Below are 15,594 nucleotides of genomic sequence, written 5' to 3'. Positions count from 1 at the left end.
GTCGGACGTGGGTCTGATCACCGTACAGTCGGTACTGCGAGCGGCGCTTCTGGCGGCGCTCGTTGCCGTTTCCGGGGGCGCGTCGGCGCAGCAGGCCCCGGTGCCGACGTCTCAGCAGATCGTCACGCTGGATTGGGAGCGCCTGTTCGAAGGCTCGAAATGGGGTTCGCGCGTGAAGAGCGATCTGGCCGAGGCTTCGGCAAAGCTGAACGCCGAGAATAGCCGCATCGCCGAGGAACTGATTGCAGAAGAGCGCGCCCTGACCGATCAGCGCGCGACAATGCAGCCGGAAGCCTTCCGCGCGGCCGCAGAGGCTTTCGACAAGCGCACGACCGATATTCGCAATGAGCAGCGCAACAAGGCGCAGGCGCTCTCGCGGTTGCTGGAAGACGAACGGCAGGCGTTCACCGCGCAGGTGCTGCCCTTGCTCGACGAATACCTCGAAGGCAATGGCGGCGGGATCGTCATCGACACCCGCGCCGTGATCCGCGCGCTTTCGCGGCTCGATGTTACCGACGAGATGATTGCGCTTGTCGATGCGCGTCTTGGCGCGGGCGCGCCGCCGCCTGCCTCGGGGTCCGAGACAACCACCCGCCCGTCGTCCGAGTAAGCGCCCGATCCTTGCCAAGGGGGCGCGCGATTGCTAGCAAAGTCAGCGACGTGCCATTCCGGCCAACTGTATTCGAAGGAGGTCTCATGACCGAACCCGCCCCCCATACCTCGGCCGATCTGGACCTGATCAAGCAGATCATTCCGCACCGCTACCCGTTCCTGATGATCGACAAGGTGCGCGATATCGTGCCGAACGAGACCGCGGTCGGGATCAAGATGGTGACCTGCAATGAGCCGCATTTCGAGGGGCATTTCCCGTCGAAGCCGATCATGCCGGGCGTGCTGATCGTCGAGGCGCTGGCGCAGACGGCGGCGGTTCTGGTGGGCGTGTCGATGGATGTCATCGGCAAGGATCTGCTGACTTATTTCATGGGCATCGACAAGGCCAAGTTCCGACGCATGGTGGTGCCGGGCGACTGCCTTGAGCTGCACGTCAAGGCGCTGCGCGGCGGCGGCAAGATCTGGAAATTCGAAGGCATCGCCAAGGTCGGCGACGAACTTGCCGCCTCGGCGGAATTTACCGCGATGATGGACCTGAAGGGGTAAGCGCATGGCCATTGACCACAGCGCGGTCATCCATCCCTCCGCGGTGATCGAGGAAGGGGCGGTCATCGGCGCGGGCTGCCATATCGGACCGTTTTGCCATATCGGCCCCGAGGTGGTGCTTGCCGCCGGGGTCGAGCTGAAATCGCATGTCGTCATCACGGGCTGGACCGAGATTGGCGAGGGCACGACCGTGTTTCCCTTCGCCTCGCTCGGGCAGATCCCACAGGATCTGAAGTTCAAGGGCGAACGCACCCGCTTGGTGATCGGCGCGCGCAACCGTATTCGCGAATATGTCACGATGAATGCCGGGACCGAGGGCGGCGGCGGGTTGACCAGTGTTGGCGACGACTGCCTGTTCATGGCCAACAGCCACGTGGCGCATGACGTGCAGATCGGCAATCGTGTGATCCTGGTGAACTCGGTCGCGATTGCAGGGCATTGCCATCTTGAGGATGACGTGATCGTCGGCGGTCTGTCGGGCGTGCACCAGTGGGTGCGCATCGGGCGCGGCGCGATCATCGGGGCGCTCTCGATGGTGACGGCCGATGTCATCCCGCACGCGCTTGTGGCCGGTCCGCGGGCGGGGCTCGAAGGGCTGAACCTTGTCGGGTTGAAGCGGCGCGGCACTGCGCGGGCCGAGATCAGCGCCCTGCGTGAGCTTTACATGGCGCTGTCCGAGGGCAACTTCCGCGAGCAGGCCCGCAAGCTCAATGAAGAGGGCATTGACAGCGATCTGGCGCGCGAGGTGCTCGATTTCATCCTCGGTCCGTCGGACCGCAGCTTCCTGACCCCGCGATGAGCAGCGCGACGGCGTTGATCGCCGGGACCGGAACCTTACCCCGCCTGCTGGCTCAGGCCGCGCCGGGGATGCTGATTTGCGAGTTAGACGGATTCGCCTGCGAGATCCCGGGCGCCGAACCGTTGCGCTTCCGGATCGAGCGGCTGGCCGTCTTTCTGGACGCGCTGGTGGATCGCGGAATCGAGCGGGTCTGTTTTGCCGGAGCGATGCGCCGCCCGCGCCTTGAGGCCGAGCTGTTCGACATGCGCACCGCAAGCCTCGTGCCGCGCCTTCTGCCGGCCATTCAGGCGGGCGACGACGCGACGCTGCGGGCGGTGATCGAGCTGTTCGAGGAATGGGGCCTGACGGTTGCTGGTGCCGATGAAATCGCGCCTGAACTCGTGCCCGGTGCGGGTATCCTGACTGGCGCGCCCTCGGATGCGGATCTGCGCGATGCAGCCCGTGGCGCCGAGATCGTCGCGGCGCTTGGCGCGGCCGATGTGGGGCAGGGGGCGGTTGTCGCGCAGGGGCTTTGCCTGGCGACCGAGGCGTTGCCCGGAACCGACGCAATGCTAGAATTTGCGGCACTGCATCAAGGGCTTAAGCCCGATCCGAACGGGGCGCGCGGGGTTTTCTACAAGGCGCCGAAACCCGGGCAGGATCGCCGGATCGACCTGCCCGCGCTTGGCCCGGAAACCGTTGCCCGCGCCGCTGCGGCGGGGCTTGCCGGGATCGCTTTCGAGGCGGGTGGGGTGCTGTTGCTCGACCGCGACGCGACGATAGCGGCGGCCGAAGAGGCCGGGCTTTTCCTTTGGGCGCGCGAACCATGAAGCTGTTCTTGATCGCGGGGGAGGCTTCGGGGGACAAACTCGGCGCGGCGCTGATGGCCGGGCTCAAGTCCCTCGCCCCCGAGGTCGAGTTCCACGGCATCGGCGGGCCGCTGATGGAGGCCCAGGGGCTGACCTCGCTCTTCCCGATGGAGGAATTGTCGGTGATGGGCCTGACAGAGGTCTTGCCGAAGTACCGCCACCTCAAGCGCCGTATTGCCGAGTCGGCTGAGGCCGTGACGCGGCTTGCGCCTGACGCGCTGATCACCATCGACAGCCCCGATTTCTGCCTGCGCGTGGCGCGGCTGGCCCGCGCGGCGCAGCCCCGTCTGCGAACCATTCATTACGTCGCGCCCTCGGTCTGGGCCTGGCGTCCGGGGCGTGCAGCCAAGATGGCCGAGGTGATCGACCACGTCCTCGCGCTGTTGCCGTTTGAGCCGCCCTATATGGAAGCCGCCGGGATGAGTTGCGATTTCGTCGGCCACCCCGTCGTGGCCGAGCCGCGCGCATCGGATGAAGACGCCATCGCCTTCCGCGCGGCCCATCAGATTGCCTCCGACCAGCCGCTTGTCGTCTGCCTTCCCGGTTCCCGCGCGGGTGAGGTGAAGCGCCTTGCCCCGCGCTTTGATGAGGCGCTGATGCGCCTGCGCGATCGCGAGCCGGGCCTGCGCGTCATCCTTCCTACGGTGCGGGGCGTCTCGGACATGGTGCGCGAGATGTCGGCGCGCTGGCCGGTCCCGCCGATTGTGGTCGAGGACCCGGTGGCCAAGCGCGCGGCCTTTGCTGCGGCGGATCTTGCGCTTGCGGCCTCGGGAACGGTCAGTCTTGAGCTGGCCGCCGCGCGCACGCCGATGATCATCGCCTATGATGCGAATTTCCTGACCTGGCATATCGCCTCGCGCATGCTGCGGATCGACACGGTGACGCTGGTCAATCTGGTGTCCGAGACCCGCGCGATTCCCGAATATCTCGGGCCGCGCTGCCGCCCCGGACCGATCGCGAAAGCGATGCTGGAACTGCTCGAGCATGACGACCTGCGTCAGCAACAGTTGGAGGCGATGGAACTGACGATGCGGCGCCTTGGAGAGGGCGGCGAAGACCCCGGTCTGCGCGCGGCGCGCTCGGTTCTTTCGGTGCTTGAAAAGCCGCGAAAGGCCGGGTGATGCGGCGGGCCGCATTCGCCTTGCTATTCGCCGCAGCGCCCGCCTGGGCCGCCGATCCGATCGCGGGAGAGGCCGCATATCAGCGCGCCTGCGCGCGTTGTCACCGCGACCCTTCGGTCATCCTGACCCGACTGGGGCCGGATTTCGCGGCCAGCGACAGCGCTGCCCGCGCGGCGCGATTGGAGGCATTCATCGCGACGCATCACTCTCCGGGCGCTCAGGCGGCTGATATCGCGGCGTGGCTTGCCGCGCGCTAAAGTGCGCGCAGCGTGACCCCCGCGCTTTCCAGCCTTGCGCGCAGCGCGCGGGCCATCGCGACCGCCTCGGGCGTGTCGCCATGCAAGCAGATCGTGTCGATGCGCGACGGAATACGGTGGCCGTTTTCTGCGATGATCGCGCCTTCGCGTAGCATGGACAGGATACGCTCGGCCGCAAATTCGGGGTCATGCAGGACTGCGCCGGGCAGGCTGCGATCAACCAGCGTTGCGTCGGGGTTATAGGCGCGATCGGCGAAAATCTCGGCGGCGATCTGTTGCGTCAGTGCTCGCGCGGCTTGCTCTTGCGCGGTTGCGGCCAGCACCATCAGTACCAGATCGGGCTGCACCGCCAGCGCGGCGCGGTAACAGGTATCGGCCATCTCTGCATCTTCCGAGGCCATGTTCGCCAACGCGCCATGCAGCTTGAAATGACGCAGTTTCAATCCGTTGGCCTGCGCGGCGGCCAGTGCGGCGCCGGTCTGATAGGCGATCAGATCTGTCAGTTCGGTGGCAGACAGTTGCATCCGGGAGCGGCCGAAATTTGCGCGGTCGTCAAAGCCCGGATGGGCGCCAAGGCCGACGCCCGCCGCGGCCGCCGCGCGCAGGGTTTGCGCCATCAGCCCTGCGCTTCCGGCGTGCAGCCCGCAGCAGATATTTGCAGAGGTAATGACCTCAAGCAATTCTGCGTCCGAGCCGCTGCCCTCGCCCATGTCGGCGTTCAGATCGACCTTCATGTTTCCTCCTCATCGCCGCGCACCATGCCCGAGATCAACTGATAGCCAAGCAGGTCGGCGATGTCATGCGCGCTGCGGGTCAGCGGCTGGCACGCCCGCCGAAGCGGCGCCAGCCACTGGCTTTCGGGCGGGCTGACAACTTCGGCCTCGCGCAGGCCAATTTCGCGAAAACGCAGCGTGGTGCCGGGGCTCGCCTGCGCCAGGATCGGCAGATCGACGGGAAGGATGGTGCCAAGGCGGGGATAGCCGCCGACGGTCTGGCATTCGGCTAGCAGCACCATCGGCACGCCCGCGCCAGTCATCTGAATATCGCCTGCGGTGATCAGGTCGGAGACGAGGCTGCCTGCCGCGTCTGGCGCGAAGGGCGCGCCGGGATGGGCCAGCGTGACGCCCTGACGATTGCCGCGAGTGACCGTGAAGGCTGTGTCGAGGAATCGCGCGCGCTCTGTCGCGCTAAAAAGCGCGGTCTGCGGGCCGGGAATGACTCGCAGAGTCCCGCCCGAGAGGCGCGGCTCGGGAATCAGCGCGAGGCTCGGGGCGTCGGGTGTGGGGTCGGCAACAAGGGGTAGTCGGGTGGCCGCTTGCAGCCGTTCCCCGATGCCCGCCGCAAGATGCGCAGACTGGGCACCGATCAGAGGCGCACAGGCGAGCCCCCCGCCAAAGCTGAGATAACCGTAGGCGCCGCCTTCGCAGGGTCCAAGCTCGAGCACTGACCCGGCGGGCAGCAGATGCGAGGCGTTCCAGCGCAGCGGTGCACCCTCAAGCAGCGCGCGCATCGGCGCGCCGGTCAGCGCGATCCGGGTATCAAGCGTTGTCCGAAACCGCCCACCCATTCCCGCCATCTCAAGGCAGGCGCGCGGGGCGGCTTGGCCAAGAAGCGCCGCCGCCTCGTAAAGCGCACGGCGGTCGGCCGCACCCCCGGGGCTGAGCCCCTGTGCCAGATGCCCCGGACGGCCGAGGTCTTGCACAGAGACACTGGGGCCGATGCTCAGGATGTCGAGCCAGCCGGTCATGATGTGCGTTCCAGCCGGGCGCCGCCCATCGGGTCGCCCGTCGCCTCGATCGCGGAGAGTGCGCTGTGGTCGACGGGCGTAAAGCGCACGCCATCGCCTGCGCGCAGCGGCACCGGGTTATCCGCACGCAACTGGAAGGGACGGAAGGCGCAGCGCCCCAGCCAGCGCCAGCCGGTGGGCGAGGCATTGGCAAACAGAACGATCTGACGGATCGCTGTCACGATGGCCCCGGCGGGAACCTCGGGGGTCAGGGCGCTCAGGCGCGGCATCTCCCAATTCTCGGGCAGAAGGCCCAGGTAGGGCTGGCCCGGTGCGAAACCGATCGCCAGAACGTCCAGCGGTGTTGCGCACAGCTGATCGACCAGCGCGCCCTCGCCAAGTCCGGCGATCTGCGCAACCGGCGCAAGCTGCGGGCCGTTTTCGCCGCCGAAACTGGCCGGGATGTGCCAGATCCGGTCGAGGCGGTTCGGAGCGCTTTGGATGTTGTGAAGCCGTTCGCTCAGCGCCGCTTCGATTGCCGCGCGCGTTGTCGTCATGCGGTCGAACCGTACCAGAACCGAGGCCAGCGCCGAGACGCATTCGACCTGGCCGGGCAGGGGGGCGGCCTCAAGTGCCGCGGAAAGCGCGCGGGCGGCGCGGTTGGCCCGCGCCTCGAAGCGCAGCGCAAAGCGCACCAACACGCCATCGAGCCCGAGCGGCAGGATCTCGGGGGCGGGCGCAGCAGTGGGGGCAGAGGCATGTGTCATCGCGGCTATCAAACGCGCAATCCGCGGCGGCTTCAACCTTTGTCGAGGGGCGCGACGTTGATGGCCAAAAAAGGCCGACAATCGGCTTGATGCGCCGGATCATCTTTGAAAATCAAGGGGAAGTGGCGGAGAGACAGGGATTCGAACCCTGGGTGGGCTCACACCCACAACGGTTTTCGAGACCGCCCCGTTCGACCGCTCCGGCACCTCTCCGCATCGGTGGTCGTCGTGTGGGCGGGATTTAGCCTGCCAATAGGGCGGTTGCAACCGCTTTTTGAAACTTTTTTTACGGCTGGATTTCGCCCCTGCGGCGAAGTGGTCTCGACCTTGTGTTCGTTGGGGTTTGGGGTTTTCCTTGCAGGCTATCCGGCGCAAGGTGGCGATGGACAAGGGCTTTCTTGGGGCTGCGGATGGCTTGGCGATTCTTGAAGGCAGGGCGGGGGATGCTGGCGCAGGTGGCGCTGGCTTTGCTGGTTTCAGTGATCCCCATGGGGGCGCTGCGGGCCGATCCCGCGCGGATTTCCGATCTGTTGCACACGGGCGAATTGTTCGACGTGCTGCAGCAGGAGGGCTTGGCCTATGGCGATGATCTGATGCAGGAAATCATGGGGGCGCCCGGCGATGCGCTATGGGAGCGCGAGGTTTCCGATATCCACGATCCGGCTGCCCTGCGCCCGCACTATGACGCCTTGCTGGCCGAGGGGCTTGCCCAGGCGGACCAGCCCGCGATTGAGGCCTGGCTTACCTCGGATCTGGGGCAGCGCATGATCGGGCTGGAGATCTCGGCGCGGCGCGCGTTGCTGGACCCTTCGGTCGAGGACGCGGCGCTGTGGGCCGCCGAAGAGGCCGATGCCAAGGGCGATCCGCGCCTTGCCGCAGTGCGCGGGATCATCGAGGCGGGCGATCTGATCGAGCCGAACGTGATGGGCGGGTTGAACGCCAATCTGTCCTTCTATCGCGCCATGGCCGAGGGCGGTGCCTTTCCCTATGAGGTGACCGAGACCGACATGTTGGCCGATGTCGCGGCGCAGGAGCCCGAAATCCGCGCCGACGTGACGCATTGGATCGAGGGCTACCTGTTCATGGCCTATTCGCCGCTCAGCCTTGAGGAGATGACCCAGATCGCCGAGTTCAGCGCCTCGAAGCCCGGTCAGGATCTGATGCGGGCGCAATTCGAGGCGTTCGATGTGGTCTATGAGGAAAGCTCGGCCGCGCTTGGCGCGGCTCTGGCACGGCGGTTGATCGGGCAGGAACTGTAGGCCTGCCCGAACCCGCTCAGCGCATCCGCAGCGCGCCGTCGAGGCGGATGACCTCGCCGTTCATGTAGCCGCAGGAAATGATGAAACCGGCGAGGCGCGCGTATTCCGCCGGATCGCCGAGCCGCTTGGGGAAGGTGACCTCGGCGGCGAGGCTGTCCTGAACCTCTTCCGGAAGGCCCTTCATCATCGGGGTCGCGAAGATGCCCGGCGCGATGGAGCAGACGCGAATGCCCTGTGCCGCCAGATCGCGCGCGAGCGGCAGGGTCATGCCTGCGATTCCGCCCTTCGAGGCCGCATAGGCTGCCTGGCCCTTCTGGCCGTCGAATGCTGCGATCGAGGCGGTGTTGACGATCACCCCGCGCTCGGGGCCGGGGTTCTGGGCCATTTCGGCTGCCGCAAGTCGCAGGACGTTGAACGAGCCGATCAGGTTGATATTGATCGTGCGCGCGAAGGTCTCAAGCCGGTGCGGGCCTTCGCGGCCGACAACGCGCTCTCCCGTCGCGATGCCGGCGCAGTTGACGACCGTGTTGATCGCTCCCATCGCCGCTTTCGCCTGGGCGATGCCCGCCAGAACCGAGGCCTCGTCGGTCACGTCAACCTCGGCAAAGCTCGCGCCGATCTTTGCCGCGAATTCGGTGCCGCGCGCACTGTCGCGGTCGAACAGGCAGACCTTGCCACCCATCTCGCGGATATATTGCGCGGTTGCGGCGCCCAGACCCGATGCCCCCCCGGTAACGATCGCACAGACTTGGCCGAGTTCCATTCCGTCCTCCCATGAAATGAACGTATGTTCATTTACGACCAAGGGGTCGCTTCTGTCCAGACTCATATCACAAAACGCTCCGCATTTCGTGAAATGACGTGACGCCGGAACGGGAAAGCACTGGCGTATAGTCCCCACTGGTCGCGCTAGTTGCGGCCAGCGTCTTATAGGAGAAATGCGATGAAACGGATTATGGTGGCTGGCGGAATGATGGCCCTGATGGCGGGCGCAGCGCAGGCTGGCGGCTATACCGCTCCGGTTGTCGAGGCTGCTCCGGTGGTTGCGCAACCCGTCGTGGCCGCGACCGGCGACTGGACCGGTTTCTACGCCGGTGGCCAGCTTGGCTATGGTGACAGCGATTTCGGTCCCGGCAGTGGCGATGGCGCTTTCGGCGGTGTCCATGCTGGTTACCTCTATGATCTTGGGCGCTTCGTGACCGGGGTCGAGGTGGATTACAGCGCGGCCGATCTGGACTTCGGTCAGGGCAATTCGGTCGACCGGATGGGCCATATCAAGGCTATCGGCGGTATCGACCAAGGCGACTGGCTGCTCTACGGCAGCATCGGCGCCGCCTATGTGCACGCAGATATTGGCGGCACGGGCTACAATGATGTGATCCCGGCCGTGGGCCTTGGCGCGAGCTACAAGATGAACGACGCCTGGACCCTGGGTGGCGAGTTGATGTACCACAAGGGCGACAACTTCGACCGCTCGGGCGAGGATCTCGAGATGACGACCCTTTCGATGAAGGCGTCCTTCAACTTCTGATCTATCCGGATCATCGCGACGGCGGCCCCAGTGGCCGCCGTTTGCATTTACCAGCGACCGCTGGCGCCGCCGCCCGATGAGCGCCCGCCACCGAACGAGCCTCGGCCACCTGATCCCTTGCGCTGGATCGTGAAGGGCTTGGTGCGCGTCCAGTCACAGTTCGGGCAGCTTTCATCCCAATGCCCCCGTCCGGCCGAGGTCCGGTCTGCAGGCGTATCGATAACGCGGTTGCGCGTGATGCCACGACGACCGCAGCTGGGGCAGGGGGTGACGCGCCCCATCGCCCGCCAGATCCGGTTGCGCATCGCCAGAAGCGCGGCAAGCCCCATCGCGATCAGTGCGACAAAACTGGCATCGCCCTTCGAGGTCTTCGGAACCGAGCCGGGCGGCAGGCCATCGGCGTAGCGCTCGGCGATTTCGCTGATGACCGCGTCGGTTCCACCCTCGATCCCCTCGGACATGCGCCCGTCTCGGAAGGCGGGCAGCATGATCCGGTTGATGATGTCCTGCGCGGGAATGTCATATTCTGGGTTGTATCCCGCGCCCAACTCGATCCGCATCGCGCGGTCGGCGCTGATCACGAGGATCATGATCCCGTCGCTGCGCGTGGGGTCGCCAATCCCCCAGCCGTTGAACAGGCGCGTTGCGAAGGTCTCCAGCGAGGGTGCCGGGTCGTAGGCGTCTTGCGAGACGAGCGTGACCACAGTCGCCTCGATCCCGGTCCGTGCCCGCAGGTCGGCCAGCTTCTGATCCAGCCGCTGTTCGACCTCAGCCGGCAGGAGGTCGGCGAAATCGTTCACCGTCAGGCTCTGATACTCGGGGAACGGCTCGGCCGTGGCGATGCCCGCCCAAAGAAGCAGAATCAGTGCAGAGATCATGCGCATGGCGAGGCCTTTCGCTGTAAGCCCGCAAATTGGGCATGGCGGGGTGGGGGCGGTCAATGGCAGCACGGGAAGAATTGCGGAATCCGGCGCGGAGGAGGTATTGGCGCCGGACGTTTTGCGGTGCAGTGAAAAATGCTATGGAAAGTGCATAATTCGAGAAATATTCCTTAATGATGACGAGAGCGCCGCAAGGATTGCCGAGATGGATGACGTTGACCATAAGATCGCGATGCTGCTTGGGCAGGATGCGCGGCTCTCGCTTGCGCAGATCGGGGCGCAGGTTGGCCTGTCCACCTCAGCCGTGAATGAGCGGATCCGCCGGTTGAGCGAGCGCGGCGTGCTGCGCCGCATGATGGCCGATGTCGCGGCTGAGCAGATCGGGCTTCCGGTCGCGGCCTTTGTCTGGGTAGCACTTGCGCCGCAAGCAGATGAGCCTGCGTTTCGCCTTGCCATGGCGGAGCACCGGAGCATCACCGCCTGCCACCATGTCACCGGCCCGTGGTCCTACCTCGTGCAGATCCGCGCCCCCAGCCTTGATGGCGTCGAGGCCTTCCTGTCCGAGTTGAAGGCGGGTGGCTGGATCGCGCGGTCCGAGACGAACCTCGCGCTTTCGAGCGTGGTCGAGCCGCCCTTCCGCTACCGGGGGCTGGTATGAGCACTGCTTTGCTTCTGGGGAAGTCCATTGCGATGGGCGTGGCCATCGCAGCGCCGCTTGGGCCGATCGGGGCCTTGTGCATCCAGCGCACACTTGCGCGAGGCTTTGCGTCAGGTGTCGCGGGCGGGCTGGGGACGGCGCTGGCCGATGCCGCCTATGCGGCGGCCGCTGCGGCGGGGTTCGCCACATTCGCGGCTGTGTTGCAGAAAATCAGTGGGCCGCTCGGGCTGGTTGGCGGAGTGTTTTTGCTGTGGCTGGCCTGGCGTGGCTGGCCGCGCGGGGGCGGGGGCGCTGTGCGTGCCGCCGCCGCGCCCGAGCCGCGCGGGCTTTGGGCCACCACGCTCACCACCTTCGCGCTGACCATGACCAACCCGGCGACGATCCTCAGTTTCGCCGCGATTTTTGCCGGTCTGGGGTTGGCGCGTACGGCCTCGGTCGGGGCCTCAGTCACTGTCGTGGCAGGCGTTTTCGCGGGTTCGATGTTGTGGTGGATCTTCCTGTCCGGGCTGGTCGCGGCGCTGCATCACCGCCTGCCCGAGGCCTTCGCGCAATGGACCGCGCGGATCTCGAGCGTGATGATGGGGGCGTTCGGGATCTGGGCGCTGTGGCACGCGCTGGCCTAGGGCGCTCAGCTATCGGGTGGCAACAGCCCGAGACCACGCAGATAGATGCCGATACCGGATTCGAGCAGCGCCTCTGGGTCGTAGGGTGCGCGCGAGCCGGGGGCGGCGCGTGCGTGCAACTCCACCACGCCATGCGCCATCGCCCAGACATGCGCGGCCACCATCTGCGCGGGTGGGCGGCGGCCTTCGGGAATGGCGCGCAACAGCGCCTCGGTCGCGCGTAGCATGGCGGTTTCGGCGCGCTGCGCCTGCGCCGATAGCTCTGGCGTCCGGTTCGGCACGACGCCGCTTTCGAACATCGCCATGTAATGCCCGGGGAACTTGCGGGCGAAGGCCAGATAGGCCCTTCCGACCGCACCGAACGCGGCCAGAGACGAGGGTTTCCCCGCGTTCCAGGCATGTTCGAGCAGGTCGGCGAAGATCGCATAGCCCTGGCGCGCGCATTCCGCGATCAGATCGTCGCGCCCGGCGAAATGGCGATAGACGGCGGCGGGGGTCACGCCCGCATCCTTTGCTGCCTCGGACAGGGTGAAGCCGGTCGGGCCGCGCTCGGCGATCAGGAGTAGCGCGGCCTGCACCAGCGCCTGCCGCAGATTACCGTGGTGATAGCCCTGCTTAGTCATTCAGGATGCCGGGGCCGCCGCAGATGTTTTCATCAATATCGCCAATGGCCTGCGCGTCTTTGTTCGCGTAATCTACGCGATGCAAAACGGTCTGGATCGCCGCAATCCGGGCGCGCATCTTGTCGTCTGAGCGGATCACCGTCCAGGGCGCGTGCGCGCTGTGACTACAGGTCAAGGTTTCCTTGATTGCCTCGGAATAGGCGTCCCATTTCTTGAGGCCCTCGACGTCGATCCAGCTGAGTTTCCACTGTTTCAGCGGGTCTTTCTCGCGGTCGAGGAAGCGCTGCAATTGTTCGGCGCGATCGACGCTCAGCCAGAGCTTGACCAGAATGATGCCTTCCTCAATCAGCATCTTCTCGAAATCGGGGAGTTGGGCGAAGAAATGCGCGCGCTGTTCGGGTTTGCAAAAGCCGAAGACATGCTCGACCACGCCGCGGTTATACCAGGATCGGTCGAACATCGCGATCTCACCCGCGGCGGGCAGCCAATCGACGTAACGCTGGAAATACCACTGAGAGGATTCCCGCTCGGTCGGCTTCGGCAGCGCGACGACATAGGCCGAGCGCGGGTTCAGGTTCTCGCTCATCCGGGCGATGGTGCCGCCCTTACCGGCGGCATCGCGCCCCTCGAAGATCACGGCAAGGCGCTTGCCTGTGGCCTTGAGATCCCAAAGCATCTTGACCAGTTCGACCTGAAGCGCCTCCATGTGGCGCTCATAGGTCTTTTTCGACATCTCTTCCCGGTAGGGATATGATTTCGAAAGGATTTCGTCTTTCTTCGCGTTCTTGATCGCGGCGCGCACAGGCTCGGGCGCTTCGTCGGTTAGATAGCGGGTAATGTCGCCGACAAAGGGGATGTCGGCGGCCAGCGGTGCGGGCGTCTTGGCGTCGCTGTCGGGTTTGTCGTGTTTCTTGCCCATCTGCCGCTCCTGATGTGAACCAGATTCACTATAGAGCGCGCGGGACGCACCGCAAGCGCGTCCCCGGCCTCAGACCGAGTGCGCGCCCGCGGCCAATGCGGCGACCTTGGCAAGCACTTCGGCAACCGGTTTGCCCGCTCCGATTTCCTTGACGATGGCGGACCCCACGACGCAGCCGTCGGCCACGCTGGCGATGGTTTGCGCGGCTTCGGGCGTGTTGATGCCGAAGCCGACGATCACGGGTAGGTCTGTGGCGCGCTTGATGCGAGCGACCTCAGGGCCAACCTCGGCAGCCTGCGCGGCCTGGCTGCCGGTGATGCCGGTGACCGAGACGTAATAGACGAAGCCCGAGGTGTTTTGCAGCACCTTCGGCAGGCGCTTGTCGTCGGTGGTGGGCGTGGCGAGACGGATGAAGTTCAGCCCGGCCTCGCGCGCGGGCAGGCACAGCTCGCTATCCTCTTCGGGCGGCAGATCCACCACGATCAGCCCGTCGACGCCTGCGGTCTTGGCATCCGCCAGGAACTTGTCCACGCCGCGGTTATAGATCGGGTTGTAATAGCCCATCATTACGATCGGGGTGGTCGCGTCGGTCTTGCGGAAGGCGGCAACCATATCGAGCGTCTTTTGCAGCGTCTGACCGCCATCGAGCGCGCGCTGGCCCGCCAGTTGGATCGTCGGGCCGTCCGCCATCGGATCGGTGAAGGGCAGGCCCAGTTCGATCACGTCCACGCCAGCCGCAGGCAGCCCCTTCATCACCTCAAGCGAGGTCTCCAGATCCGGATCGCCCGCCATGATATAGGCCACGAAGGCGCGTTTACCTTCGGCTTTGAGCGCGGCGAATTTGGCGTCGATGCGAGTCATGGCGTCCCCTTGGAATTCATCCCAAGCGGTTTGCGGCATGGGGACGGGAAAATCAATGCCGAAAGGGGGCGCGGCTTGCCTTGAGGCCCTTGCCCGCGTATGAGGCGCGCAACGATTGAAAGGGAAAGATCATGGGCTTCAAGATGGGGATCGTCGGGCTGCCGAACGTTGGCAAATCGACGCTGTTCAATGCGCTGACGAAGACGGCCGCCGCGCAGGCCGCCAACTTCCCCTTCTGCACCATCGAGCCGAACGTGGGCGAGGTCGCCGTGCCCGATCCGCGCCTCGACAAGCTGGCAGCGATTGCAAGCTCCAAGCAGATCATCCCGACGCGCATGACCTTTGTGGACATCGCGGGCCTCGTGAAAGGGGCGTCGAAGGGGGAGGGGCTTGGCAACCAGTTCCTGGCTAACATCCGCGAAGTCGATGCCATCGCCCATGTGCTGCGCTGCTTCGAGGACGGGGACGTGACCCATGTCGAAGGCCGCGTCGATCCGATCGCCGATGCCGAGACCATCGAGACCGAGCTGATGATCGCCGATATGGAGTCGATCGAGAAGCGCCTCGCCAATATCTCGCGCAAGATCAAGGGCGGCGACAAGGAAGCGGTCGAGCAGGAAAGGCTGCTCAAGGCCGCGCTGGCCGTGCTGGAATCGGGCAAGCCCGCGCGCACCGTCCAGGTCTCGGAAGATGACCGCAAGCAGTGGAACATGCTGCAATTGCTGACCGCCAAGCCTGTGCTGTTCGTGTGCAACGTCGAGGAAGCCTCGGCCGCCAGCGGCAACAGCCAGTCTGAGCGCGTCGCCAAGATGGCGGCAGAGCAGGGGATGGGGATCGTCGTCATCTCGGCCAAGATCGAGGAAGAGATCAGCCAGCTCGACGACGAGGAAGCCGAGATGTTCCTGGGCGAGATGGGTCTGGAAGAGGCGGGCCTCGACCGGCTGATCCGCGCCGGTCACGCGCTTCTGGGGCTCCAGACCTATTTCACCGTCGGCCCCAAGGAGGCCCGCGCCTGGACGATCCGCAAGGGCACCCTCGCGCCGCAGGCCGCCGGTGTGATTCACGGTGATTTCGAACGCGGCTTCATTCGCGCCGAGACCGTCGCCTATGACGACTACATCGCCTACAAGGGCGAGGCGGGTGCCAAGGAGGCTGGCAAGTTCCGCGTCGAAGGCAAGACCTACGAGGTCAAGGACGGCGACGTGCTGCATTTCCTGTTCAACGCCTGAGCATTGGGGCGTCAGCCGATCTTCCACTGGGGGCCTTCGGGCCCCCTTTGCTTTTCGCCACAAAAACAGCGCGCTCGGGTACGAGTTTGCCCTTGCCCGCCCCCGACACTCCCGCTAAACGGGTCGGCGGAGTGGTGGCCGAGTGGTCGAAGGCACACCCCTGCTAAGGGTGCAGGCGGGAAACCGTCTCGAGGGTTCGAATCCCTTCCACTCCGCCACCCACCCATCTCGATTTCCCTGTTTCGGCGTCTCCGACGAATTTCGCCCGCGTTTCCGCGGGTTAGCGCCCTGTGTTTCACTCAGAGACGCGCGTAGCTCGCATTGATCTCAGCAA

Annotated in this window: 19 protein-coding genes and 2 tRNA genes; 12 read left to right on the top strand and 9 right to left on the bottom strand. The window is 65.5% G+C overall.

Annotated elements, in window-relative coordinates; translation table 11 throughout:
- Nucleotides 1-7 precede the first annotated feature (7 nt).
- The 6 genes from N3C64_RS11875 to N3C64_RS11850 all read left to right on the top strand — a co-directional run bounded on the left by N3C64_RS11875 (nucleotide 8) and on the right by N3C64_RS11850 (nucleotide 4,183).
- Nucleotides 8-610, top strand: coding sequence for an OmpH/Skp family outer membrane protein (locus N3C64_RS11875; RefSeq protein ID WP_218629815.1), 603 nt, complete (start codon nucleotides 8-10; stop codon nucleotides 608-610).
- An 86-nt stretch (nucleotides 611-696) separates the two neighbouring features.
- A complete protein-coding gene (gene fabZ / locus N3C64_RS11870) occupies nucleotides 697-1,158 on the top strand; it encodes a 3-hydroxyacyl-ACP dehydratase FabZ (protein ID WP_218629816.1) in 462 nt (153 codons plus the stop codon).
- 4 nt (nucleotides 1,159-1,162) lie between these two features.
- Nucleotides 1,163-1,957 (top strand): acyl-ACP--UDP-N-acetylglucosamine O-acyltransferase, encoded by a 795-nt coding sequence (gene lpxA, locus N3C64_RS11865; RefSeq protein WP_260014610.1) that lies wholly within the window; start codon nucleotides 1,163-1,165, stop codon nucleotides 1,955-1,957.
- On the top strand, nucleotides 1,954-2,766 hold the full coding sequence (locus N3C64_RS11860; RefSeq protein ID WP_260014608.1) for an LpxI family protein: 813 nt from the start codon (nucleotides 1,954-1,956) through the stop codon (nucleotides 2,764-2,766). Before lpxA ends, N3C64_RS11860 begins: the two co-directional genes overlap by 4 nt.
- Nucleotides 2,763-3,926: a lipid-A-disaccharide synthase gene (lpxB, locus tag N3C64_RS11855; RefSeq protein WP_260014606.1), complete on the top strand. Its 1,164-nt coding sequence runs from the start codon at nucleotides 2,763-2,765 to the stop codon at nucleotides 3,924-3,926. Before N3C64_RS11860 ends, lpxB begins: the two co-directional genes overlap by 4 nt.
- Nucleotides 3,926-4,183: a hypothetical protein gene (locus N3C64_RS11850; protein WP_260014604.1), complete on the top strand. Its 258-nt coding sequence runs from the start codon at nucleotides 3,926-3,928 to the stop codon at nucleotides 4,181-4,183. The genes lpxB and N3C64_RS11850 overlap by 1 nt, the downstream gene beginning before the upstream one ends.
- Here N3C64_RS11850 and N3C64_RS11845 read toward each other — a convergent pair.
- From N3C64_RS11845 to N3C64_RS11830, 4 genes are all read right to left on the bottom strand, one after another.
- Nucleotides 4,180-4,917: a LamB/YcsF family protein gene (locus N3C64_RS11845; RefSeq protein WP_260014602.1), complete on the bottom strand. Its 738-nt coding sequence runs from the start codon at nucleotides 4,915-4,917 to the stop codon at nucleotides 4,180-4,182. The genes N3C64_RS11850 and N3C64_RS11845 overlap by 4 nt on opposite strands.
- Complete coding sequence (locus tag N3C64_RS11840) at nucleotides 4,914-5,930, bottom strand: 5-oxoprolinase subunit C family protein (protein WP_260014600.1); 1,017 nt, start codon at nucleotides 5,928-5,930, stop codon at nucleotides 4,914-4,916. Before N3C64_RS11840 ends, N3C64_RS11845 begins: the two co-directional genes overlap by 4 nt.
- Nucleotides 5,927-6,676, bottom strand: a complete 750-nt coding sequence (locus tag N3C64_RS11835; protein WP_260014598.1) for a 5-oxoprolinase subunit B family protein — start codon at nucleotides 6,674-6,676, stop codon at nucleotides 5,927-5,929. The genes N3C64_RS11840 and N3C64_RS11835 overlap by 4 nt, the downstream gene beginning before the upstream one ends.
- Before the next feature lie 123 nt (nucleotides 6,677-6,799).
- Nucleotides 6,800-6,889 (bottom strand) — tRNA-Ser (locus tag N3C64_RS11830).
- Between the two features lie 197 nt (nucleotides 6,890-7,086).
- On the opposite strand from N3C64_RS11830, the gene N3C64_RS11825 reads away from it, so the two are divergent.
- On the top strand, nucleotides 7,087-7,935 hold the full coding sequence (locus N3C64_RS11825) for a DUF2059 domain-containing protein (protein WP_260014597.1): 849 nt from the start codon (nucleotides 7,087-7,089) through the stop codon (nucleotides 7,933-7,935).
- A gap of 16 nt (nucleotides 7,936-7,951) precedes the next feature.
- Here the strand turns inward: N3C64_RS11825 and N3C64_RS11820 are convergent, their stop codons facing one another.
- Nucleotides 7,952-8,698, bottom strand: a complete 747-nt coding sequence (locus tag N3C64_RS11820; RefSeq protein ID WP_260014596.1) for an SDR family NAD(P)-dependent oxidoreductase — start codon at nucleotides 8,696-8,698, stop codon at nucleotides 7,952-7,954.
- 180 nt (nucleotides 8,699-8,878) lie between these two features.
- On the opposite strand from N3C64_RS11820, the gene N3C64_RS11815 reads away from it, so the two are divergent.
- Complete coding sequence (locus tag N3C64_RS11815; protein ID WP_260014595.1) at nucleotides 8,879-9,466, top strand: outer membrane protein; 588 nt, start codon at nucleotides 8,879-8,881, stop codon at nucleotides 9,464-9,466.
- A gap of 47 nt (nucleotides 9,467-9,513) precedes the next feature.
- Here N3C64_RS11815 and N3C64_RS11810 read toward each other — a convergent pair whose 3' ends face one another.
- Nucleotides 9,514-10,344 (bottom strand): TPM domain-containing protein, encoded by an 831-nt coding sequence (locus N3C64_RS11810; protein WP_260014594.1) that lies wholly within the window; start codon nucleotides 10,342-10,344, stop codon nucleotides 9,514-9,516.
- Between the two features lie 208 nt (nucleotides 10,345-10,552).
- On the opposite strand from N3C64_RS11810, the gene N3C64_RS11805 reads away from it, so the two are divergent.
- Both N3C64_RS11805 and N3C64_RS11800 read left to right on the top strand, forming a co-directional pair.
- Nucleotides 10,553-11,005, top strand: coding sequence for an Lrp/AsnC family transcriptional regulator (locus N3C64_RS11805; protein ID WP_260014593.1), 453 nt, complete (start codon nucleotides 10,553-10,555; stop codon nucleotides 11,003-11,005).
- On the top strand, nucleotides 11,002-11,628 hold the full coding sequence (locus tag N3C64_RS11800) for a LysE family transporter (RefSeq protein ID WP_260014592.1): 627 nt from the start codon (nucleotides 11,002-11,004) through the stop codon (nucleotides 11,626-11,628). The genes N3C64_RS11805 and N3C64_RS11800 overlap by 4 nt, the downstream gene beginning before the upstream one ends.
- Nucleotides 11,629-11,633: 5 nt before the next feature.
- Here N3C64_RS11800 and N3C64_RS11795 read toward each other — a convergent pair whose 3' ends face one another.
- From N3C64_RS11795 to trpA, 3 genes are all read right to left on the bottom strand, one after another.
- Nucleotides 11,634-12,251 (bottom strand): TetR/AcrR family transcriptional regulator, encoded by a 618-nt coding sequence (locus N3C64_RS11795; RefSeq protein ID WP_260014591.1) that lies wholly within the window; start codon nucleotides 12,249-12,251, stop codon nucleotides 11,634-11,636.
- Nucleotides 12,244-13,170, bottom strand: coding sequence for a polyphosphate kinase 2 (ppk2, locus tag N3C64_RS11790; protein WP_260014589.1), 927 nt, complete (start codon nucleotides 13,168-13,170; stop codon nucleotides 12,244-12,246). The genes N3C64_RS11795 and ppk2 overlap by 8 nt, the downstream gene beginning before the upstream one ends.
- A gap of 69 nt (nucleotides 13,171-13,239) precedes the next feature.
- Entirely contained in the window at nucleotides 13,240-14,031 is a 792-nt protein-coding gene (gene trpA, locus N3C64_RS11785) for a tryptophan synthase subunit alpha (protein WP_260014586.1), read from the bottom strand.
- Between the two features lie 131 nt (nucleotides 14,032-14,162).
- On the opposite strand from trpA, the gene ychF reads away from it, so the two are divergent.
- Both ychF and N3C64_RS11775 read left to right on the top strand, forming a co-directional pair.
- A complete protein-coding gene (gene ychF, locus N3C64_RS11780; RefSeq protein ID WP_218629831.1) occupies nucleotides 14,163-15,260 on the top strand; it encodes a redox-regulated ATPase YchF in 1,098 nt (365 codons plus the stop codon).
- Nucleotides 15,261-15,388: 128 nt separating this feature from the next.
- Nucleotides 15,389-15,478: transfer RNA gene (locus tag N3C64_RS11775), tRNA-Ser, on the top strand.
- The last annotated feature ends 116 nt before the right edge of the window (nucleotides 15,479-15,594 follow it).

The sequence above is a fragment of the Sedimentimonas flavescens genome (genome assembly GCF_025154035.1).
Lineage (GTDB): Bacteria > Pseudomonadota > Alphaproteobacteria > Rhodobacterales > Rhodobacteraceae > Rhodobacter > Rhodobacter flavescens.
Note: the sequence above shows the minus strand (reverse complement) of the source record. Positions and strands in the feature narration are given on the sequence as shown.

Excerpts from the sequence above, each read along its gene's own strand:
- N3C64_RS11850 (WP_260014604.1), top strand. The coding sequence starts at position 3,926 with ATGCGGCGGGCCGCATTCGCCTTGCTATTCGCCGCAGCGCCCGCCTGG.
- N3C64_RS11795 (WP_260014591.1), bottom strand. The coding sequence starts at position 12,251 with ATGACTAAGCAGGGCTATCACCACGGTAATCTGCGGCAGGCGCTGGTG.
- N3C64_RS11820 (WP_260014596.1), bottom strand. The coding sequence starts at position 8,698 with ATGGAACTCGGCCAAGTCTGTGCGATCGTTACCGGGGGGGCATCGGGT.
- N3C64_RS11845 (WP_260014602.1), bottom strand. The coding sequence starts at position 4,917 with ATGAAGGTCGATCTGAACGCCGACATGGGCGAGGGCAGCGGCTCGGAC.
- trpA (WP_260014586.1), bottom strand. The coding sequence starts at position 14,031 with ATGACTCGCATCGACGCCAAATTCGCCGCGCTCAAAGCCGAAGGTAAA.
- N3C64_RS11815 (WP_260014595.1), top strand. The coding sequence starts at position 8,879 with ATGAAACGGATTATGGTGGCTGGCGGAATGATGGCCCTGATGGCGGGC.
- N3C64_RS11840 (WP_260014600.1), bottom strand. The coding sequence starts at position 5,930 with ATGACCGGCTGGCTCGACATCCTGAGCATCGGCCCCAGTGTCTCTGTG.
- lpxB (WP_260014606.1), top strand. The coding sequence starts at position 2,763 with ATGAAGCTGTTCTTGATCGCGGGGGAGGCTTCGGGGGACAAACTCGGC.
- ychF (WP_218629831.1), top strand. The coding sequence starts at position 14,163 with ATGGGCTTCAAGATGGGGATCGTCGGGCTGCCGAACGTTGGCAAATCG.
- ppk2 (WP_260014589.1), bottom strand. The coding sequence starts at position 13,170 with ATGGGCAAGAAACACGACAAACCCGACAGCGACGCCAAGACGCCCGCA.
- lpxA (WP_260014610.1), top strand. The coding sequence starts at position 1,163 with ATGGCCATTGACCACAGCGCGGTCATCCATCCCTCCGCGGTGATCGAG.
- N3C64_RS11860 (WP_260014608.1), top strand. The coding sequence starts at position 1,954 with ATGAGCAGCGCGACGGCGTTGATCGCCGGGACCGGAACCTTACCCCGC.
- N3C64_RS11810 (WP_260014594.1), bottom strand. The coding sequence starts at position 10,344 with ATGATCTCTGCACTGATTCTGCTTCTTTGGGCGGGCATCGCCACGGCC.
- N3C64_RS11800 (WP_260014592.1), top strand. The coding sequence starts at position 11,002 with ATGAGCACTGCTTTGCTTCTGGGGAAGTCCATTGCGATGGGCGTGGCC.
- fabZ (WP_218629816.1), top strand. The coding sequence starts at position 697 with ATGACCGAACCCGCCCCCCATACCTCGGCCGATCTGGACCTGATCAAG.
- N3C64_RS11835 (WP_260014598.1), bottom strand. The coding sequence starts at position 6,676 with ATGACACATGCCTCTGCCCCCACTGCTGCGCCCGCCCCCGAGATCCTG.
- N3C64_RS11825 (WP_260014597.1), top strand. The coding sequence starts at position 7,087 with ATGGCTTGGCGATTCTTGAAGGCAGGGCGGGGGATGCTGGCGCAGGTG.
- N3C64_RS11805 (WP_260014593.1), top strand. The coding sequence starts at position 10,553 with ATGGATGACGTTGACCATAAGATCGCGATGCTGCTTGGGCAGGATGCG.